Raw genomic sequence first — 16,884 nt, 5'->3', positions numbered from 1 at the left:
GGGTGAGTCTAAGGGTGCGGGGTCAGATCCAGCGAGGTCACGGTCGTCATCCTGGTCACCATCCAGCGCCCGTTAGCGCGCTTCATGAATAGCCGATAGGACAGGTACTTCAGCGCCGGGATGTTCTTGGTCAGCGGGCTGGTCGAGGTGGTGTTGGTGTACACGATGACAACCGCGTTCGAACCGTCCAGTGATTCGACCGCCGCGCCGGTGACTTGGGTTCTATTGCTGATTTTGGCTTGCTTGTTCGGGGCCACGATGGCGTCGACGAATTTGCGGTACTGGGCCTCGAAGTCACCGCCGAGGTAGCCCGACGCGCGATCGGCGAGGCTGTCCATGTCCTCCGGCGTGTAGGTCCACAGCGTCGTGATGGCGTTGGCCGCGGTGCGGGCCACGACGAGCTTGGTTGCCGCCGCCGCGCGGTCCGCCAGATAGGGCTGCATGGTCGCGCCCGCGAATGCCGCGGAGCCGACGAACAGCAGGGCCGCCACCACTACGACGATGGTCATCCCTTTCCCGGCCAGCAGTTTGCGCCGTCGGCGGCCACCCTTTTTGGTCTCGGTCCCCGACTCAGCGGACTCGTCGGTCTCCTCGGCGTTCGCTTCAGCGTCACCGTCGGGCTGATCCGTCGCGTCGCTGTCGGTCGCCTCGGCGGTTTCCGTCGTGACTTCGGTTGCCGCGGAGGTGCTTTCGTCGCGCTCGACGGCCTCCTCGGAGGCCACCTCTGCGGTCAGATCACCTGCAGCAGGCTGCTTATCTTCCACTGATTCCCTTCCCGCATAGCAGTTGCCGTCCAACGGTTGGTGTTCTCGAACACCTGCTTCTGATCCGGCGACTTGGACGTGACCTCGGTCGCCACCATTACGGTGACGCTGCCATCGTCGTTCCACCGTTCCACGGCCGCACCGAGGATGGTGCCTTTGGCGGGTTCCGCCCGGGCGACCTGCAGCAGGATCTCGTTGGCTTTGTCGTGATACTGCTTGGCGAAATCGCCTGTGGCTTGGGCTAATACCCGCGTGATGTAGTCGTTTGCGTGAAACGGGTCAAGTGAGGTGAACTCCGTCATGAACCCGGTCACGTAGTTGAGCACCTCGCGGTCTTTGGATGCGGCGTGCTCACGGGATTCATGCGAGATCAGGATCAGGGTGGACAGCGTGATCGCCACCGCCATCAACACCCCGGCGACCGAACTCGCCAGCGGCAGCCCCCACGGCCGGCGCTGCGTCACCGGGTCGGTCGCGACGAGCAGTGCTCCCTGTCCGGGCTCAAACTTGCGCCGGGGACTCATTTCCCGTTCCCCGGCGGTTTCGGCTTGGTCAGCACGGTGAGGTCGTTGACGCGCCAGGGGCCGTCGCCGTCCTTGGCGAACTGCACGCGGACGGTTGCGGTGATGTATCGCTCCTCGGGCGCCGCGCCGCGCCGCCCCTGCATGAACAACAGCATCGTCGCCCGATCCGGCGACGCCGATTCGATCGAGCCGTCGGTCACCCAGTACTCATTGATCACCGGGTTTCCCTTTTGGACGATGTCCTGCTGAGCCTTGAGCTGACTCCGGTAGTTGTCGGTCGCCAGCGACTGGGCACGCGTGAAATCGTCGTGCAGCGACTTCGGATCGTACGTCAGCATCTGCGCGACGATCTTCGGTCCCTGGATCGCGATCTGTGCCCGCGTTTCATCGGTCGCCCGGTCGCGGGAGTAGACGACCGCGTAGCTGACGACGACGCCGGCCAGGCACAGCCCGGCCGCGGCGAGCACCGCGATGCCCGTCCACCGCCGGATATCGGCCCGCGGCCGCTCCGGCCGGCAGGATCGGACCTCGGTGCGCAGCAGCATGTCGGCGAAGGTGCGGCGCCGCGAATCCCACAGCGGCCAAAGCCATCCCACCACCGAGACGGTGTCGAGCAGGTGAGCCAGGTCCCGCAGCAGCAGGCCCCAGGCGCCGACGACCGCGCCGTCGCGCCGCGTCACCGCGATACCGCACAGCGCGCGTCCCAGGCTCCAGCCGAGCGTGGTCGGCAGCAGCAACCGGTTGACCAACATCGAGAGGATGGCGATGCCGAGAACACAGATGCACAACCACCACCACGCGCCGCGGGCCGGCACGGCGAACGACACCAACGCCATCGTCGTCGCCACGGCCGCGGCGGGCAGCACGTCGACTGCGAACGCGCAGGCGCGAATATGCCAGGGCGCCAAGGCATTCTCCGATGACACTTGGGTGGCCGTGGTCTGAGTGTCCTCGACCACCACCGTCACTTCGTCACCTGGTCGAGCTTGGCTATTCGGTACTGGCCTTCGTCGATCGCCATTTTCACCCGCAGCCGATAGCCGGTTTCGTTCTGCGACTGGTCAGTGGCCACCTTCACGCGCATTGCCACCAGCACATCGATCGAGCCGTCGTTGTTATTGCGCTCGACCGCTGCCCGCACATCCGCGACCTGAACGTGGACGTTCGCCGACTGATAGGCCTGCACGAGCATCCCGGTGTAGACCATGGCCTGTTCGCGGAACGCGCCGGTGCCGCACTCGACGATCTTTTGTTCGCTCGCGATCATCGCGCTGGTGTCGGGCGCTTGCGTCGCCGAAACGCAGTCGATCGCCGCCTTGAGCGCCGCGGTGTTGTTACGCGCGATTGCCTGGCTCTCGTGGTGATACCGCAGCGCCAAGTAGCCTCCGGTACCGACGCCACCGGCCAGCAGGACGAGGGCGGCGGCAATGCCGGCCAGCCACGCGCGGCCCAGACCCGACGGGGGTCGCCCGGAGCCGGCGGCATCGGCATCCGCCTCGGCCGCATCCTCCGTCGTGGCGTCGGCGTCCGGCTGTTCGGGATCATCGGCCGCCGGCACGGCCTCGGCTTCGGCCTCCGGCAGTTCGTCGGCTTCGGCTTCCGGGGTGGCTTCGGTTTCGGGCTCAGCCGACTCCTCGACCGTCACCCCGGTACTGGTCTGGTCGGCTCCGACCTCGGATTCTGATGAATCCTCGCTCGTCACCTCGGTGTTGGTCTGGTCGGCTCCGACCTCGGATTCTGATGAATCCTCGGTCGTCACCTCGGTGTTGCTCTCGTCGGCGGCGGCGTCCGATTCCTGACGAATCTTCGGCCGTCTCCGACGCAGACGACTAATCATCGACATCGGTGGTGGGTTCAGCCGGCTGGCGCCAGCATCTCCTTCCATCCGTCGTCTCCTGTTTTGGTCGAGTTTTCGACGGAGTATTTGACACCGTCGGGCCCTACCAGTTCACCGCTCTGGGGACTGTATACCGCTGAGGGAGGTCCGGTGGGAGTGTAAACGCACGGGTTGGGCTGCTGTCCGTTGCACTGCACGGTACCGGACCCGGGCCGGGTCAAGGGGTCACTGGTCGGCGGTGGCGTCCCCGCGACTCGGTCCGAGGGTGCCGGGTTCATGCCGTTGTTGATCGACGGCGCCGGGATCACCATGCCCGGGCGCACCGACTGATCGCATCGCGCTCCCGGCGCGGGACAGGTCAGGATCTGGTTCGGATCCCCGAACCAGGGGTTCGTTCCGGCGGGCACGTACGGCCTGGGGTCGCGACACTCGCGCGGCGTCGCCGCCCGCTTGCCGGGGATATCCGTACACGGGATGTTGCGCGATCCACGCACGCTGTTGGCCGGCGTATCCATCGGAATCTTGCAGTAGGTACCCGACGGCAACGGCGCCGTGCTGGTGTCGGCCGGAGACCGCCACTCCGGGGCCGGAATGAAACCGGTCAGACATGGCGGCGGCTGGTTGATCGACAGCGCCAAGTCGAGTGCGGCCTGGTTCGGGAAAGGAGCGGCCACCGTCTGAGCGATCGAGGCACCCTGCGGCAGGAACACCAGCACCTGCTCCACCCCGGTGTGGTAGCGCTTGAGCAGGTCGAACACCACCTCGAGATTCGCCAGCGTCTGCGGCAGCGACTCCCGCACGTCGCTGAAGACCTCGTTGACCTGATCGGCGGTCGGCGCCGCTTGGGACAGAATGCTTTTCACGTTGCTGTCGCGTTGCGCGGCCTGCGCGGCGAGCGTGTTCAGGTTGCGCGCCCAGCGCTCGATCGCGTCACCCGACTTCACTTGGCTGTCCAGTACCGGCCCGGAGTTCTGGATGATGTCGTTGACGTTGGTGATGTTCGTCCGGAAATCGCCGACGATCGCCTGCGTGGAGTCAACCAGGCGCTGCAGCGCCGGGCCCAGGCCGCCGACTGACTCTGCCGTCTCGTCGAGCAGCTTGCCGATCTTGTCCCTCGGCAACGCCTCGAGCCCGCGGTTAGCGGTGTCGAGCGCCGGCCCGATCTCGGCCGGCACCGTGCCCTTGGTGATGGTTTGTCCGTCGGCGAGATACTTTCCGGGGTTCCCGGTCGAGACCAGGTCCAGATACTGCTCACCGACCGCGGAAACCGAGTGGACGTTGGCGACCGTATCGACCGGGATCTTGTACTGGCTGTCGATGCTCATCGTCGCCTCGGCGCCATGCTCGGTCGGCTCGACGCCGGTGACCTTGCCGATCGTGATGCCGCGATACGTCACGTTGGCTGTCGGGTAGAGACCACCCGACGCGGGCAACTCGGCCTTGAGCGAGTACCGGCCGATCCCCATCAGGCTCGGAACCTGCAGGTAGTAGATGCCGAGTACCAGCAGCGAGACAACCGTCAGGACCAGGAACAGCCACAGCTGGCGTCTAATGAACGGAGTCAGCAATTCCGGTCCCCCCTTTCCACCAGCGGGCCGCCGGGCGCGTCATTCGGGTTCGGCGTGTAGCGCACGTCGGGAATCATCGTCTCCGGGTCGCGGCCGAAGGACTGCTCGAGTGCCCGCAGAGCGCCCGACAATCCGGTTCCGGTGAGGAACGCGTTGTCGACGGAACTGTAGGTCACGTCAAGCGTCAGCGAGATGTTCACGTAGTCACCGCGGAACATCTTCGGGACGGTGTCGATGTCGAACGGCTGGGTCAGGATCAGCTTCAGCGCGCCGATCAGATACGGCGACGAGCGGCCGAGTTCCTTCAGCGGGCATTGCAGTGCCTGCAGGTCGGTGTGCAGCGGCGCGCGGGCCTCCGACAGGTACTGGTCGGCGGACCCGCTGAGCCGGCCCACCGCATCGATGGCGTTGATCAGCAGGTTCTTGGTGTCGGCGAAATGCTTGATCAACGGCGGAATGTCGGTCAGCACTCGATCGAGGACATCCGACCGCCCACCGACGTAAACCAGCAGCCGGTTGGTGGAGTCGATCGCGTGGGTGATGTCGTCACGCTGCTGGTTGAGCTGGGTGGTGAAGGTGTCCAGCTTGCCCAGGAAGGACCTGATCTGTTCCCCCCGCCCGTTGAAGATGTTGTAGACCTCGTTCTGCAGCACCTCCAGGTTCGGGATGCCGCCCCCACGCAAGATCAACGACAGGCTGGCCAGCGTCTGCTCGGTGGTCGGATACGAGGACGAATTCTTCAGCGGAATAGTGTCGCCGTCCCTCAGCAGCTCCGGCGACGGGTTCGGCGGGGCGGCCAGCTGCACGTGCTGAGAACCCAGCAGCGAAGTCTGGCCGATCCTTGCGATGGCGTTCTTCGGGAGCTTGACGCCGCCCTTGATGCCCAGCGTCAAGGTGGCCACCCAGTTCTTCAGGTTGATGGCCTTGATCGAGCCGACGAAGACGTCGGCGACCATCACCTTGCTGTTGCCGTTGATCGCCAGGGTGTCCGGCACCTGCACGTAGACGGTGTAAGCCCCCGTCCCGTTGCCCGGGCCGCCCGGAATCGCCACGTTGGAGATGCCTCGCCACCCGCAGGAGCTCAGCACCGTGGCGATCACCAGCAACACCAGGCCCTGCCAGGCACGGTGTCGGATCAGCGCGCTCGCCGCGCGCAGCGCGGTCACTGGCCCAGCCCTGCGTCAGCGGGCACCGGCGGACCGCCGGCGTTGGGTGCCGTCGCGCCCACCGGCGCCGGCGTCGGAGCGACGGGACCCGGCAGGACGTTCGGACCGGGCGCCGGCGGCTGGATCGGCGTCGGGGCCCGCAGCCCGATGGGCGGCAGGATCGGGTTCTCGTCGTAGGCGTTCGGCGGCCCCGGCGGCGTCTGCAGGTTCGATTGAACGGGTTCGATGTTCGGGCCGCCCATCAGTTCGGAAAGCGAGTCGGGCGTCATCAGGCCCGCGGTGATCGGCCCGACTTGCTGGCCCTGCATACCCGGAGCCACGATCCAGCCTTGCTGGGTGTTGCGGTGCGAGGTCGGTGTATCCGGCACCCAGATCCCGGGGACGGTCGTGTCCTTGTAGCCGTTGGGCGGGTGCAGCCGGTCTTCGGAGTACGCGACTTGCTTGGGCAACGTCTCGGCGGTGCTGAAGGCGTTGATACCGAACGGCAGGTAGTTGAACTTGATCGCGTCCAGGACCGGCGCCAGGTACTGCGCACACAGTTCGGCGGATTCCTGGTAGCCAAGCCGGCTGCCGGCCTGAATCGAGCTGCAGATGAACTGCATCGGGTTCGCGAAGTTGGTGATCGCCGGAATGGCCACCACCGAACCGTGCGACGGGTGATAGATCTGGTTGATGTTGGCCGCGGCCGTCGGCAGGACGTGCAGGGCGGTCTCCAGCCCGTTCAGCGGATCGGGTTGCAGCAGCGTGTTCGTAGCGGTGGCCAGGTTGTTGACGTCGGTGGACAGCACCTCGCGGTTCTTGTTCAGCCACGGGCGCACGGTGGTCAGCAGACTGTCGAACTGCTGGATGGCATTGGAGAGGTCGCCGTCGGAGCTCGCCAGCCGGCCGGTGACATCTGCCAGGTTTTGATTCAGCGCGACGAACTGCGCGTCGTCCTGGTGCAGCGCGTTGACGAACAGCGCCAGGCTGCGCACCACCGCGAAGAAGTCGCCGCGGCCCTCGTTCAACGCGTTCAACGCCGACGACAGGCTGTTGAGCGCGGTGTTGATCTGCTTGCTCTTGCCGGCCAGACCGTCGGCGAACGACGAGATGACCTCACCGAACGGCCCCGTCGGCTGCTCCTTGGTGGGACCCAGCTTCGAGATGATGTTGGTGATGCTGTTGCGCAGTTCGTCCCACTCCACCGGCACCTGGGTGCGCTCTTCGGGGATCACGGCGTTGTCGTTCAGCACCGGCCCACCCTTGTAGGGCGGTTCCAGCTGGATCGCGCGCGACGCCACCAGGGTGGGGTTGAGGATCACCGCGGAGGCGTTGGCGGGAACCTTGTATTTGTTCTCGTAGTGGAACGTCACCTTCATCTTGTCGCCGACCGGCTCGATGTTGTCGATCGCGCCGACCCGCAGGCCCATGATCTGGACCTTGTCCCCCTTGTAGAGCGCGTTCGCCGCCGGGAAGTAGGCGACCACGGTGTTGTTCGTCAACTTCTCGAACAGCCGGTAACCGACATAGCCGACGACCAGCGCCACGACCACCACCAGCGACCCGATGATGACCGTCGTCCGGGACATCCTCGGTAGCCGCACGTTGCGGATGTCAAAGATGGTGCTCAATTCTGGCTACCTCCCGTGACACCGCTACCGCCCGATCCGCCCGGATTGATGAACGGTGCCGGCAACTGGTTCCCCGGCCCGGGCGGGGCCGGTGGGCCCGGCGGCAGTCCCGGCGCGAATTGCGACGGGGGCGGGACCGGACCGGCCGGCGCCAGGTTCTCGGTACGCGCGCCGGGCGGTGCTTGCGTCGGCAGCGGCACCGGTGTGCCCGGAGCGTTCGGAGGTGGATCACCCGGACGCCCGGCGATCGGAATACCGGGAGTGGGCGGCAGCCCGTCGGGGTTCGGCGGTGACGCCGCGACGTCGACCGGCGCGGGGAAGCCGGGGCCGCCGAACGGGCCGGCGCCGGCACCCGCACAGGGCAGCGGGTTCCACGGCCGCGGCAGACCCTCGTCGCCGACGGTGACGTTGCCGCCGGGGTTCGCCGGCGTGTACGAGCACGGCGACCCGGGTGGGATGGCCGGCCCCGGATGCTCCGGGGTGCCTTCCAGCACCGGCGGCGCCGGCGGCGGCGCACCGTTGGGGAACCGGGTGCCATTGGGGTCGGGCCAGCGGTATTCCGGCAGACCGGCACCGCGCCAGAAGTTCTCCGGGTCGATGCCGCGCTTCTTGAATGCGGCGTCCACCCACGGCTGGATGATCTGGTAGAGCGCCAGGTTGTGCAGGACCACCTTGAAGAACGGTCCCGACGCGATGGCCTCGTTCAATGACGGAAGGAAATGGCCGACCTCGGTCAGACCCGCCGCCACGTCGTCTTTGCGCTCAACCAGGATCTGGCTGATCGTGCGCAATTGCTCCAGCACGTGGTTGAGGTTCGGGTTGTCGTTGATCAGGCCCTTCACCTGCTCCGAGAAAGCGGCGATGTTGCCCAGCAGCGCGTTGATGGCTTGTCCGCGTTCGTTGAACGCGGCCAGCAGCGTCTTGGCGTTCACCAGCAGGCGGTCGACCTGCTCGCTGCGGTCGCCGAGGACGCTGGCCACCTGGTTGGCCTGGGCGAGCAGATGCTTGACCTCCGCGTCGCGTTTGCCCACCGTGTCGGAGAACTTGGCGACACCGTCGAGCGCTGCGCTCAGGTGCGGGTAGGTCTGGTCGATGGTCTCCGAAAGCACATGCAACGACTTCTTGACCATGTCGATGTCCCAGCCGGAGGCTGCCTTGGTGACGTCGAAGAAGGCGTCGTAGATCTGATAGGGCGTCGTGCTCTGGCCGATCGGCAGCGAGGCCCCGGGCCGTAGCTGTTGGGAGCCCCGCGCCTCGATCTCCATGACCTTCTTACCGAGGATGGTGTCGGTCTTGATCGCCAGCCGGCTCTCGGTGCCGATGGTGTTCGTGCCGATCGAGAACTTCACCTCGATGTGGTCACCGTCGATCTTGAGCGCCTCCACCTTGCCGACATCCATGCCGGCGATGCGCACCTTGTCGCCGGTGCTGATTCCGCCGGAGTCGGTGAACTGCCCGTAGTAAGCGGGCTTCGCGAACAGGATCGGGACACTGGTGAAGCTCTGTCCGACGCCGATCACGAGCGCCGTGACCACGATGCCCATCAGGCCGATCCGAAGCCGGTTCGGGGGTTCCAGCGTTCTCATTGCGGCGTGCACCTACCCGTCGGCTGCTGGAAGAGCCGGACCGTGCGGACCGGGCCACCGCCCTGCAGACCATTGATCTTCAACGTGATGTCGCAGGCGTAGAAGTTCACGAAGTCGCCGTAGGACCCGATGGCGCGCCCGATCATGTTCAGCGCGGTCGGCACCTTCTTGAGGTAGTCCTGCAGTTGATCTTGCTGGTCGATCAGCGGCTGCTGAATCCCATCCAGGTAGTTGATGGTCTTGTGCAGCAGTGCGCGGTCCTCGCCCAGCAGGTCGGCGACGGTGCCGGCGGCGTTGCTGATGTGCGCGGTCCCGCCGGCCAGTTGGTCGCCGTGGTCCTTGAGCCCGGTGATCAGCACCTCGAGGTTGTTGATGGTCTGATCGAATTGCTGGCGGTGCCGGACCGTCGTGTCCAGGACGATGTTCAGGTTCTTGATCACCTCGCCGATGGCCTGGTCACGCTCGCCGATCTGACTCGTCAGCTGCGCGGTCTGGTCGAGGATGTCGTTGATGGTGCCGCCCTGACCCTGGAACACCGTGACGAGCGCGGTCGCGATGGTGTTGACCTTCTCCGGGTCCAGCGCCCGGAACAGCGGCTTGAAGCCACCGATCAGTGCGTCGAGGTCGAGTGCCGGCGAGGTGTGCGACATCGGGATGAATCCACCCGGCGACAGCACCTTGTCGGCGCCTTCACCGTCGCCACGCTTGAGCTCCAGGTACCTGTTGCCGATCAGATCGAGGTAGCGGATCTGTGCCGTCGTCGACTGATACAGCGGAACCGAGCGGTCGACGTTGAACTTCACCCGCACGCGCTTGCCGCCGTCGGCCAGCTGCACCGAGTCGACCTTGCCGATCTCCACCCCGGAGGCGCGGACGAATTGGCCCTGCCGCAGCCCGCTGATGTTGTTGAATTCCGCCGAATACGCGTTGGTGCGGTCAAACCGCATCTGACCGAACACCACGATGATCATGACAGTGAACAGCAGCAGCACCAGGGAGAAGATGCTGAGTCGGACGAGCGTACCGGTGATTTTCATGGGTTGATCGTGTTATCCCCTACCTGACGGCCCCAGACGTACTCGATCGCGTAGGGCGAACCGGTGTCGAGGTGGTTGTACGGCGCGATGCTGTTGCCGGAGTCCATCACCAACTCGGGTGCGGGCCAGAGGTCATGGGTGATGTGCTGCCAGCAGCCCGGCGCACCGCCCGGTCCGCCGCGGGCGTTCACCCGGGGCAGGTTCTCGGGATAGATGTAGGGGTTCGGCGCTCCACCGACCACGCCGGCCAGGCCGCCGACCAGGCTGGCGATCGTGGCTACCGCCGAGACCGGGTTGGCCAGCAATCCAAGGCCGGAGAGCGCCTCGGTGTGGGCGTTCAGCGAGTACCCGTTGCCGGCGAGGAACGAGGCGGCCTTCGGCTCGATGTCGTGGTAGTTGCGCAGCGTGCAGAAGATCGCCGGGCTGTAGGTGTCCAGCAGTTGCGCCGACGGCACCAGGTCCTCGGCGCCACGCGCCAGGTACGGCCCGCCCTTCTCGAATATCTCCGCACCGGTGTTGCCGAACCCGGCCGCCGACAACAGCGCTTGGTCCAGATCCTTTTGCTGCTGGTTGATCGTGCGGGAAGTGACGACGGCGTTGTTGAGGAAGTCGAACAGGTCGGGCGAGGCGTTGGCGTAGGTGTCGCCGAGGCCGGCCAGCTGCTGGATGTCGTGGCGGATCTGCGGCATCTGCGGGTTGACGTCGTCGAGGACGGCGTTGGCGTTGACGATCGACTGCCCGAACTTGTCGCCGAGGCCGGCCAGCGACTGCGCGGCCGCGCTCAGCGTCAGGTTCAGCTTGACCGGATCCACCTTCTCCGAGATCGAGGTGATGGTCTGGAACAACGTGTTGATCTCCGTCGTCACCGTCCTCGCGTCGATGACCGACTGCGCGCTGAGCTTTTGCGGCGACGGATTCTGCGGCGTCGTCAGCGACACGTACTTGCCACCGAACACCGTGGTCGCCTTGATGTCGGCGTTCACGTTGGACGGGATCAGCGATAGGTACCTGGGGTAGACGTCCAGGGTGAACTTGGCCGCCGGCTTACCGTCGCGGACGATCTCGGAGATGGCATCCACCCGGCCGATCTCGACCCCGTTGTAAGTGACCTTCGAGCCCGGGTCCATCACCAGCCCGGCCCGCGCGGCCAGCATCGTCAACTTGGTCTTGGGGGTGAAGTCGCCGCGGAACTGCCCGTAGACCATCACGAACACGAGCACAGCGATGACCAGCAAGCCGACGCCCGCCAACTTGTAGGGCGGGTTCCGCGCTGCGTTGATCTTTCCGGGTCGGGTCATGGCGCTACACCGTTAAGGCGAAGTTCGGGTTGACGCCGTAAAGCGCCAACGCGGCGGACAACACGACAACCTGCACCGAGACCAGTGAGAAGCGCATCGAGCGACCGACGGCCTCACCCACACCGACGGGTCCGCCGCCGGCGTTGTAGCCGTAGAAGCAGTGGGTGATCATCACGACGGCCGTGATCAGGATGGCCTCCACAAATGACCAGAACACGTCATCAGGACGCAGGAACGTCCGGAAATAGTGGTCGTAGGTGCCGTTGGACTGTCCATAGATCACCGTCGTGGTGATCTGCGGGGACAGGAAAGTCATGATGATGGCCATCGAATAGATCGGGATGATCACCACGAGCCCGGCCATGATCCGGGTGGTCGCCAGGAACGAGATCGACTTGATGCCCATCACTTCCAGGGCGTCGATCTCTTCGCTGATCCGCATGGCGCCCAGCTCCGCGGTGGCGCCGGCGCCGACGGTGGCGGCCATCGCGATGCCGGTGACGACGGGCGCGGCGATGCGGACGTTGATCAGTGCGGCAAAGAAGCCGGTGAACGCCTCGACGCCGATGTTTCCCAGGGAGGCGAAGCCTTGGATGGCGACCAGGGAGCTACCGGACAGCGTGACGAAGCCGACGATGGCGACGGTGCCGCCGATCACGGCCATGGCGCCGGTGCCCATGCCGATCTGGGCGATCAGCCGCAAGGTCTCCTTGCGGTAGTTGCGCAGCGCGTGCGGGATCTGCCCGAGCGCCACCGCTCCGAACCAGGCCATCTGGCCGATGTCGTCGAGGCCGCGGCCGGCTGCACCGCCGTAGCGATTGAGGTTTTCGGCTGCCCGGGGAAAGCGGGCGCGTAAGACGGCAGCGGTTGACATGTCAGTGCCCCGTCCCGAATCGCACGCCGATCGTGGTGAGCACGACGTTCACCGCGTACAGCGCGACGACGCAGAGCACCACGGTTTCGTTGACGGCGGTACCCAGGCCCTTGGAGCCGCCGCGCACCGTCAGCCCGCGGAAGCAGCCGACCAGACCGGCGATCAGGCCGAAGATCGCGGCCTTGATGGTCGCGATCATGACCTCGGGCAGGCCGGTGATCGTGGTCAGGGTGGCCAGGTAGGCACCACCCGAGACGTTCTGCAGGTACACCCCGAAGAGGTAGCCGCCCACCAGGCCGACGGTGATGACCAGGCCGTTGAGCAGCGTGGCGACCAGGGTCGCGGCGAGCACCCGGGGGACCACCAGCCGGTGGATCGGGTCGATGCCGAGCACCTCCATCGCGTCGATTTCCTCGCGGATGGTGCGCGCGCCCAGGTCGGCGCAGATTGCGGTCGATCCGGCGCCGGCCACCACCAGCACCGTGGTCAACGGGCCGAGCTGGGTGACCGCACCGATCGCCGCGCCGGCGCCCGACAAGTCGGCGGCACCGAACTGCGCCAGCAGCACGTTGAGGGTGAAGATCAGCAACACGGTCAGCGGGATCGAGACGAAGACCGTCGGCAGGAATGCGACCCGCATGATGAACCAGCACTGCAAGACGAACTCGCGCCACTGGAATGGCCGCCGGAACAACGCCCCGCCGGTCAGGACACACATCCGGAAGAATCCGCCGATCAGGGTCAGCGGTGTCTCCAGTTGGTCGCGCACGTAGCCGACCAAGTGCGGACGCGACGACGTTGTCACCACTGCCCCCTCACACCGGCACCGCCCGCCTCGCGGCGCCGCGAATCATGTCGCACGCCTTTCCCCCTCGCCACTGCGCTGCTAGGGGGACCCCCACCCCTCGTCGCTGGGCGGCTGGGGGTACCCCTACCTTGCCCCGGACCCACATGTGTGACCACCGACTCCCTACTGGCAAGTAGTAACGGAGACCACAGGAATGTACCCGATGGCCAAGCACGTGTGAACCGCATCTGCACAATTAACCCTTCGTCAACAGTGGGCAAACGTTACAGTCTCGATCAGGTTTCCTCCCCCGCCGTGAAATCCCTTGAAGTAGCCTGCTTTTGAGCTGCGTCCGCGTCACCGTAGCGAACCCTCAGCTCAGTCTTGAGGACCTTGCCGGCCGGGTTGCGGGGCAACGCGTCGACGATCTCGAGTGCTTTGGGGTGCTTGTAGCGTGCGAGCCGCTCGGTCAGGAACTCGTCCAGGTCGTCGAGCCGGGGTCCGTCCTCGATGATCGCCACGACCGCGATCGGCACCTCGCCCCACTTCTCGTGGACGCGGCCGATGACGGCGACCTCCACGATGCCGGGATGACCAGCGAGAACGTTCTCCACCTCGGCGCAGTAGATGTTCTCGCCGCCGGAGATGATCATGTCCTTCTTGCGGTCCACCACCCAGATGTAGCCCTCCTCGTCCATCCGGACGAGGTCGCCGGAATGGAACCAGCCCCCCGCGAACGCTTCCGCGGTGGCCTCCGGGTTGTTCCAGTACCCGCTCATCAATGTGGGTGCCCGATAGACGATTTCGCCGACCTCGCCGATCGGCACGTCGTTCATGTTTTCGTCGACCACACGGGCGGCGACCGTCGGGATCACCTTGCCGACCGATCCGCGCTTACGGATCGCGTCCTCGCCCAGCAGCATGCAGGTGACCGGGGACATCTCGGTCTGCCCGAACGCGGCCAGGATCTGGGTGCCGGGGAACGTCGCCGACATCTCGCGCAGCAGCGCATCCGGAGCGGGGGCGGCGCCCCACGACATGATCCGCAGCTTCAGGTCGCGGGGGCGGGCTTGCTGCTCGGCGCAGACCGCCTGCCATTGGGCGGGAACCAGGAAGATACCGGTGACCTTCTCAGCCGCCAGCACGTCGAGTAGCTGGCCCGGTTCGAACGCACCGAGGGGATAGATCACCGTCGGCAGGCCCAGCAGCAGCCCACCTAGCAGGTTGCCGACCCCGGCGATGTGGAAGAGCGGGACACCGATGAAGCCGACGTCGTTGTTGATGTCGGCGCCGTTGGTGTAGAGCCCGGTCATCGTCTGACCGGTCAAGTTGGTGTGGGTGAGCACCGCGCCCTTGGGACGCCCGGTGGTGCCCGAGGTGTACATGATCAAGGCCGGCGAGTCGTTCGGGACGTCCGCCGGCTCGGCCGGGCCGCCGGGCTCGTCGATCAGGTCTTCGTAACCGAGCAAGCTGTCGTCGCCTGCGCCGCCGGCCACGATCACCGTGCCCAGCAGCGGCTCGATGTCGCGGACCCCGGTGGCCACCGGAGCCAGTACGGCTTCGGTGACCATGACCCGCGCCTCGCAGTCTTCGACCAGGAGGCCGATTTCGGACGGGGTGAGCCGGAAGTTCAGCGGAACCGCGATAGCGCCGAGCAGGTTGGTGGCCAGCATCGCCTCGACGAACTCCGGGCGGTTGAGCATCAGAATCATGACCCGGTCGCCAGAGCCGACCCCGCGGCGGCTCAGCGCTCCGGCCAGCGCGCTGACCCTTCGCTGTAGGTCAGCCCACGTCAAAGTGCGCCCCATGAACCGCAGCGCGACGGCCTGCGGCTGCATCAGCGCGTGCCGCTCGAGCTGATTGACCCAGTTCTGGCGCCGGGCCAGATACGGCTGCTCGTTCGGGTGTGCAGGCTGCGATGCTTGTGCCTCGTGGCTAGCAAGTTGCGCGGTCAACTAATGCCTTCCCTTCACTCGCGCACCGCTTGCGACAGGTTGATATTTGATAAAACATAGTGTTGTGTGGGTCACACTATGGCCTTACCGCCCTGATGACAAGCCCCGTTACAACCTGAAAACACCCTGAAAATCGCCCCGAAAGCCCTGGCCACCGACGTGAACGTACCTCTATCTACGCGACCCCACGGCAGGCGGCGACAGCTGCGCCGGGCGCAGTTGTCGGACGAGGTCGCGGGCCACCTGCGGGCGGCGATCATGTCGGGGACACTGCGCCCGGGCACCTTCATACGCCTCGATGAGACCGCGGCCGAACTCGGGGTCAGTGTCACACCGGTGCGCGAGGCGCTGCTGAAGCTGCGCGGTGAGGGCATGGTTCAGCTGGAGCCGCACCGCGGCCACGTGGTGCTGCCGTTGTCCCGGCAAGACATCGACGATATTTTCTGGCTGCAGGCGACCATCGCCAGGGAACTGGCCGAGGCGGCCACCGACCACATCACCGAGACCGAAATCGATGAGCTCGAGCGCATCAACAATTCGCTCGCGGCGGCCGTCGGCTCCAGTGATCCCGAAACCATCGCGGGGATCGAATTCTCGTTCCATCGCGTCTTCAACCAGGCCAGCGGGCGGATCAAACTCGCCTGGTTCCTGCTCAACGCCGCGCGATATATGCCGGTGCTGGTGTACGCGAACGACCCGCACTGGGGTGTTGCCGCGGTCGAGAATCACCGGCAGCTGATCGCCGCGCTGCGCCGCCGCGATGCGCCCGCGGTGATCGAGCGCACGGTCTGGCAATTCACCGACGCCGCACAGCGGCTGACCGAAATGCTGAACGGGGCCGGGATTTTCGGTTAGCGGGGGTTGCCGCTAGCTCGCGGCCAGCTGCTCGGCGCGTTGCTTGAGGTTGTCCGCGAGGTGGTCGAGCACGTTGTTCAGCATCGACTTCACCAGCGGCGCCGGCACGGGCATCGACGGTTCGACGTCGATGTCCACCGTCAGCAGGCTCGCGGCGCCCATTTCCACCACGCTGAACAGCTGCTCCTGTTTCTTGAACAGCTCGCCCTGCTGCATGACCGTCTGGATCTGGTTCGGGCCCGGGTAGTACACGGCCTGGATGTAGACGCCCTCGAAGCCTTGATAGGCGGCGTCCAGGCGCAGCTGGCTGGGGCGGCCGTCGTCATAGCGGGCAAGCACCCAGCAGCCCGTGACCCCGTCACTCCATTCCGGGTACCGCTCGAAGTCCGCGACGATGGCCATGACGGCGGGGGCGTTGGCGTCAACCTCGACGGTTTTGCTCAAAACGGGCATTGGCGAAGCATAGCCGGGCAAGCGAAAGCCCCAGCGCAGGGCGCTATCTCGGGCTCTAGGCCGATTCCCCATCGACGCAGGCCGTCGACAGCAGGGCCCGGATGGGGTCGGGAATCGGGACCGGTTTACGGCTGGCCCGGTCGACGTAGACGTGCACCCAATGCCCGACCGCGGTGACCGGCCGCGACACTTGACCTTCTTTCGCGCCCTCTTGGGACTCGAACACGCCCAGCCGGTAGGTGACGCTGCTGCGGCCCAGCCGTGTCACGGCAAGGCCCACCTCGAGGCTTTGCGGGAATTGCAGTTCGGAGAAATAACGGCAGCCCGACTCGGCGACGACACCCAGCGCCGGCATCGAGGTCGGCTCAAGCCCGGTGCCGATGGTGATGAAGGCATTGATCGCGGTGTCGAACAGCTGGTAGTAAACCGCGTTGTTGAGATGGCCGAACATGTCGTTGTCGGCCCATCTGGTGCCTACCGGCCACAGCACCGGGAAGTCCCTGTTGGTGAGCTTCTCTGGTGCCGGCGGGATGATAGCCATGGTTGTATTCCAACATGTTTCGTCGGATG

General features: G+C 65.8%; 16 protein-coding genes. 1 reads left to right on the top strand and 15 read right to left on the bottom strand.

Annotation, left to right across the window (positions count from 1 at the left end):
• Positions 1–8 precede the first annotated feature (8 nt).
• The 13 genes from ACZY0B_RS13705 to fadD5 form a co-directional block, all read right to left on the bottom strand.
• The gene (locus ACZY0B_RS13705; protein WP_463764663.1) at positions 9–764 is read right to left on the bottom strand and encodes a mammalian cell entry protein; all 756 of its coding nucleotides are present in this window, start codon (positions 762–764) and stop codon (positions 9–11) included.
• A complete protein-coding gene (locus ACZY0B_RS13700) occupies positions 731–1,288 on the bottom strand; it encodes a mammalian cell entry protein (protein WP_463764662.1) in 558 nt (185 codons plus the stop codon). The genes ACZY0B_RS13705 and ACZY0B_RS13700 overlap by 34 nt, the downstream gene beginning before the upstream one ends.
• Positions 1,285–2,256 (bottom strand): RDD family protein, encoded by a 972-nt coding sequence (locus ACZY0B_RS13695; protein ID WP_463764661.1) that lies wholly within the window; start codon positions 2,254–2,256, stop codon positions 1,285–1,287. Before ACZY0B_RS13695 ends, ACZY0B_RS13700 begins: the two co-directional genes overlap by 4 nt.
• On the bottom strand, positions 2,253–3,047 hold the full coding sequence (locus tag ACZY0B_RS13690; RefSeq protein WP_463764730.1) for an Mce protein: 795 nt from the start codon (positions 3,045–3,047) through the stop codon (positions 2,253–2,255). Before ACZY0B_RS13690 ends, ACZY0B_RS13695 begins: the two co-directional genes overlap by 4 nt.
• A gap of 95 nt (positions 3,048–3,142) precedes the next feature.
• The gene (locus tag ACZY0B_RS13685) at positions 3,143–4,693 is read right to left on the bottom strand and encodes an MCE family protein (protein WP_463764660.1); all 1,551 of its coding nucleotides are present in this window, start codon (positions 4,691–4,693) and stop codon (positions 3,143–3,145) included.
• A complete protein-coding gene (locus ACZY0B_RS13680) occupies positions 4,687–5,859 on the bottom strand; it encodes a virulence factor Mce family protein (protein WP_463764659.1) in 1,173 nt (390 codons plus the stop codon). Before ACZY0B_RS13680 ends, ACZY0B_RS13685 begins: the two co-directional genes overlap by 7 nt.
• Entirely contained in the window at positions 5,856–7,469 is a 1,614-nt protein-coding gene (locus tag ACZY0B_RS13675) for a virulence factor Mce family protein (RefSeq protein ID WP_463764658.1), read from the bottom strand. The genes ACZY0B_RS13680 and ACZY0B_RS13675 overlap by 4 nt, the downstream gene beginning before the upstream one ends.
• Positions 7,466–9,055, bottom strand: a complete 1,590-nt coding sequence (locus tag ACZY0B_RS13670) for a virulence factor Mce family protein (protein ID WP_463764657.1) — start codon at positions 9,053–9,055, stop codon at positions 7,466–7,468. The genes ACZY0B_RS13675 and ACZY0B_RS13670 overlap by 4 nt, the downstream gene beginning before the upstream one ends.
• On the bottom strand, positions 9,052–10,092 hold the full coding sequence (locus tag ACZY0B_RS13665; RefSeq protein WP_463764656.1) for a virulence factor Mce family protein: 1,041 nt from the start codon (positions 10,090–10,092) through the stop codon (positions 9,052–9,054). Before ACZY0B_RS13665 ends, ACZY0B_RS13670 begins: the two co-directional genes overlap by 4 nt.
• Positions 10,089–11,390: an MCE family protein gene (locus ACZY0B_RS13660; RefSeq protein WP_463764655.1), complete on the bottom strand. Its 1,302-nt coding sequence runs from the start codon at positions 11,388–11,390 to the stop codon at positions 10,089–10,091. Before ACZY0B_RS13660 ends, ACZY0B_RS13665 begins: the two co-directional genes overlap by 4 nt.
• 4 nt (positions 11,391–11,394) lie before the next feature.
• On the bottom strand, positions 11,395–12,264 hold the full coding sequence (locus tag ACZY0B_RS13655; RefSeq protein WP_463764654.1) for an MlaE family ABC transporter permease: 870 nt from the start codon (positions 12,262–12,264) through the stop codon (positions 11,395–11,397).
• A 1-nt stretch (position 12,265) separates the two neighbouring features.
• The gene (locus ACZY0B_RS13650) at positions 12,266–13,069 is read right to left on the bottom strand and encodes an MlaE family ABC transporter permease (RefSeq protein ID WP_463764653.1); all 804 of its coding nucleotides are present in this window, start codon (positions 13,067–13,069) and stop codon (positions 12,266–12,268) included.
• 278 nt (positions 13,070–13,347) lie between these two features.
• Positions 13,348–15,006: a fatty-acid--CoA ligase FadD5 gene (gene fadD5 / locus ACZY0B_RS13645; RefSeq protein ID WP_463764652.1), complete on the bottom strand. Its 1,659-nt coding sequence runs from the start codon at positions 15,004–15,006 to the stop codon at positions 13,348–13,350.
• Positions 15,007–15,165: 159 nt separating this feature from the next.
• On the opposite strand from fadD5, the gene ACZY0B_RS13640 reads away from it, so the two are divergent.
• Entirely contained in the window at positions 15,166–15,861 is a 696-nt protein-coding gene (locus ACZY0B_RS13640; RefSeq protein ID WP_463764651.1) for a GntR family transcriptional regulator, read from the top strand.
• 12 nt (positions 15,862–15,873) lie between these two features.
• Here ACZY0B_RS13640 and ACZY0B_RS13635 read toward each other — a convergent pair whose 3' ends face one another.
• Positions 15,874–16,314, bottom strand: coding sequence for an SRPBCC family protein (locus ACZY0B_RS13635; protein WP_463764650.1), 441 nt, complete (start codon positions 16,312–16,314; stop codon positions 15,874–15,876).
• Positions 16,315–16,369: 55 nt separating this feature from the next.
• Positions 16,370–16,855, bottom strand: a complete 486-nt coding sequence (locus tag ACZY0B_RS13630; protein WP_463764649.1) for an acyl-CoA thioesterase — start codon at positions 16,853–16,855, stop codon at positions 16,370–16,372.
• Between the last annotated feature and the right edge of the window lie 29 nt (positions 16,856–16,884).

The organism is Mycobacterium sp. IDUB_19, assembly GCF_055419445.1.
The sequence above is the reverse complement of the archived record's forward strand: the minus strand, read 5'-3'. Positions and strand labels throughout refer to the sequence as shown.

Coding starts and splice junctions, on each gene's coding strand:
- ACZY0B_RS13700 (WP_463764662.1), bottom strand. CDS start 1,288: ATGAGTCCCCGGCGCAAGTTTGAGCCCGGACAGGGAGCACTGCTCGTC.
- ACZY0B_RS13665 (WP_463764656.1), bottom strand. CDS start 10,092: ATGAAAATCACCGGTACGCTCGTCCGACTCAGCATCTTCTCCCTGGTG.
- ACZY0B_RS13655 (WP_463764654.1), bottom strand. CDS start 12,264: ATGTCAACCGCTGCCGTCTTACGCGCCCGCTTTCCCCGGGCAGCCGAA.
- ACZY0B_RS13670 (WP_463764657.1), bottom strand. CDS start 9,055: ATGAGAACGCTGGAACCCCCGAACCGGCTTCGGATCGGCCTGATGGGC.
- ACZY0B_RS13635 (WP_463764650.1), bottom strand. CDS start 16,314: ATGCCCGTTTTGAGCAAAACCGTCGAGGTTGACGCCAACGCCCCCGCC.
- ACZY0B_RS13630 (WP_463764649.1), bottom strand. CDS start 16,855: ATGGCTATCATCCCGCCGGCACCAGAGAAGCTCACCAACAGGGACTTC.
- ACZY0B_RS13660 (WP_463764655.1), bottom strand. CDS start 11,390: ATGACCCGACCCGGAAAGATCAACGCAGCGCGGAACCCGCCCTACAAG.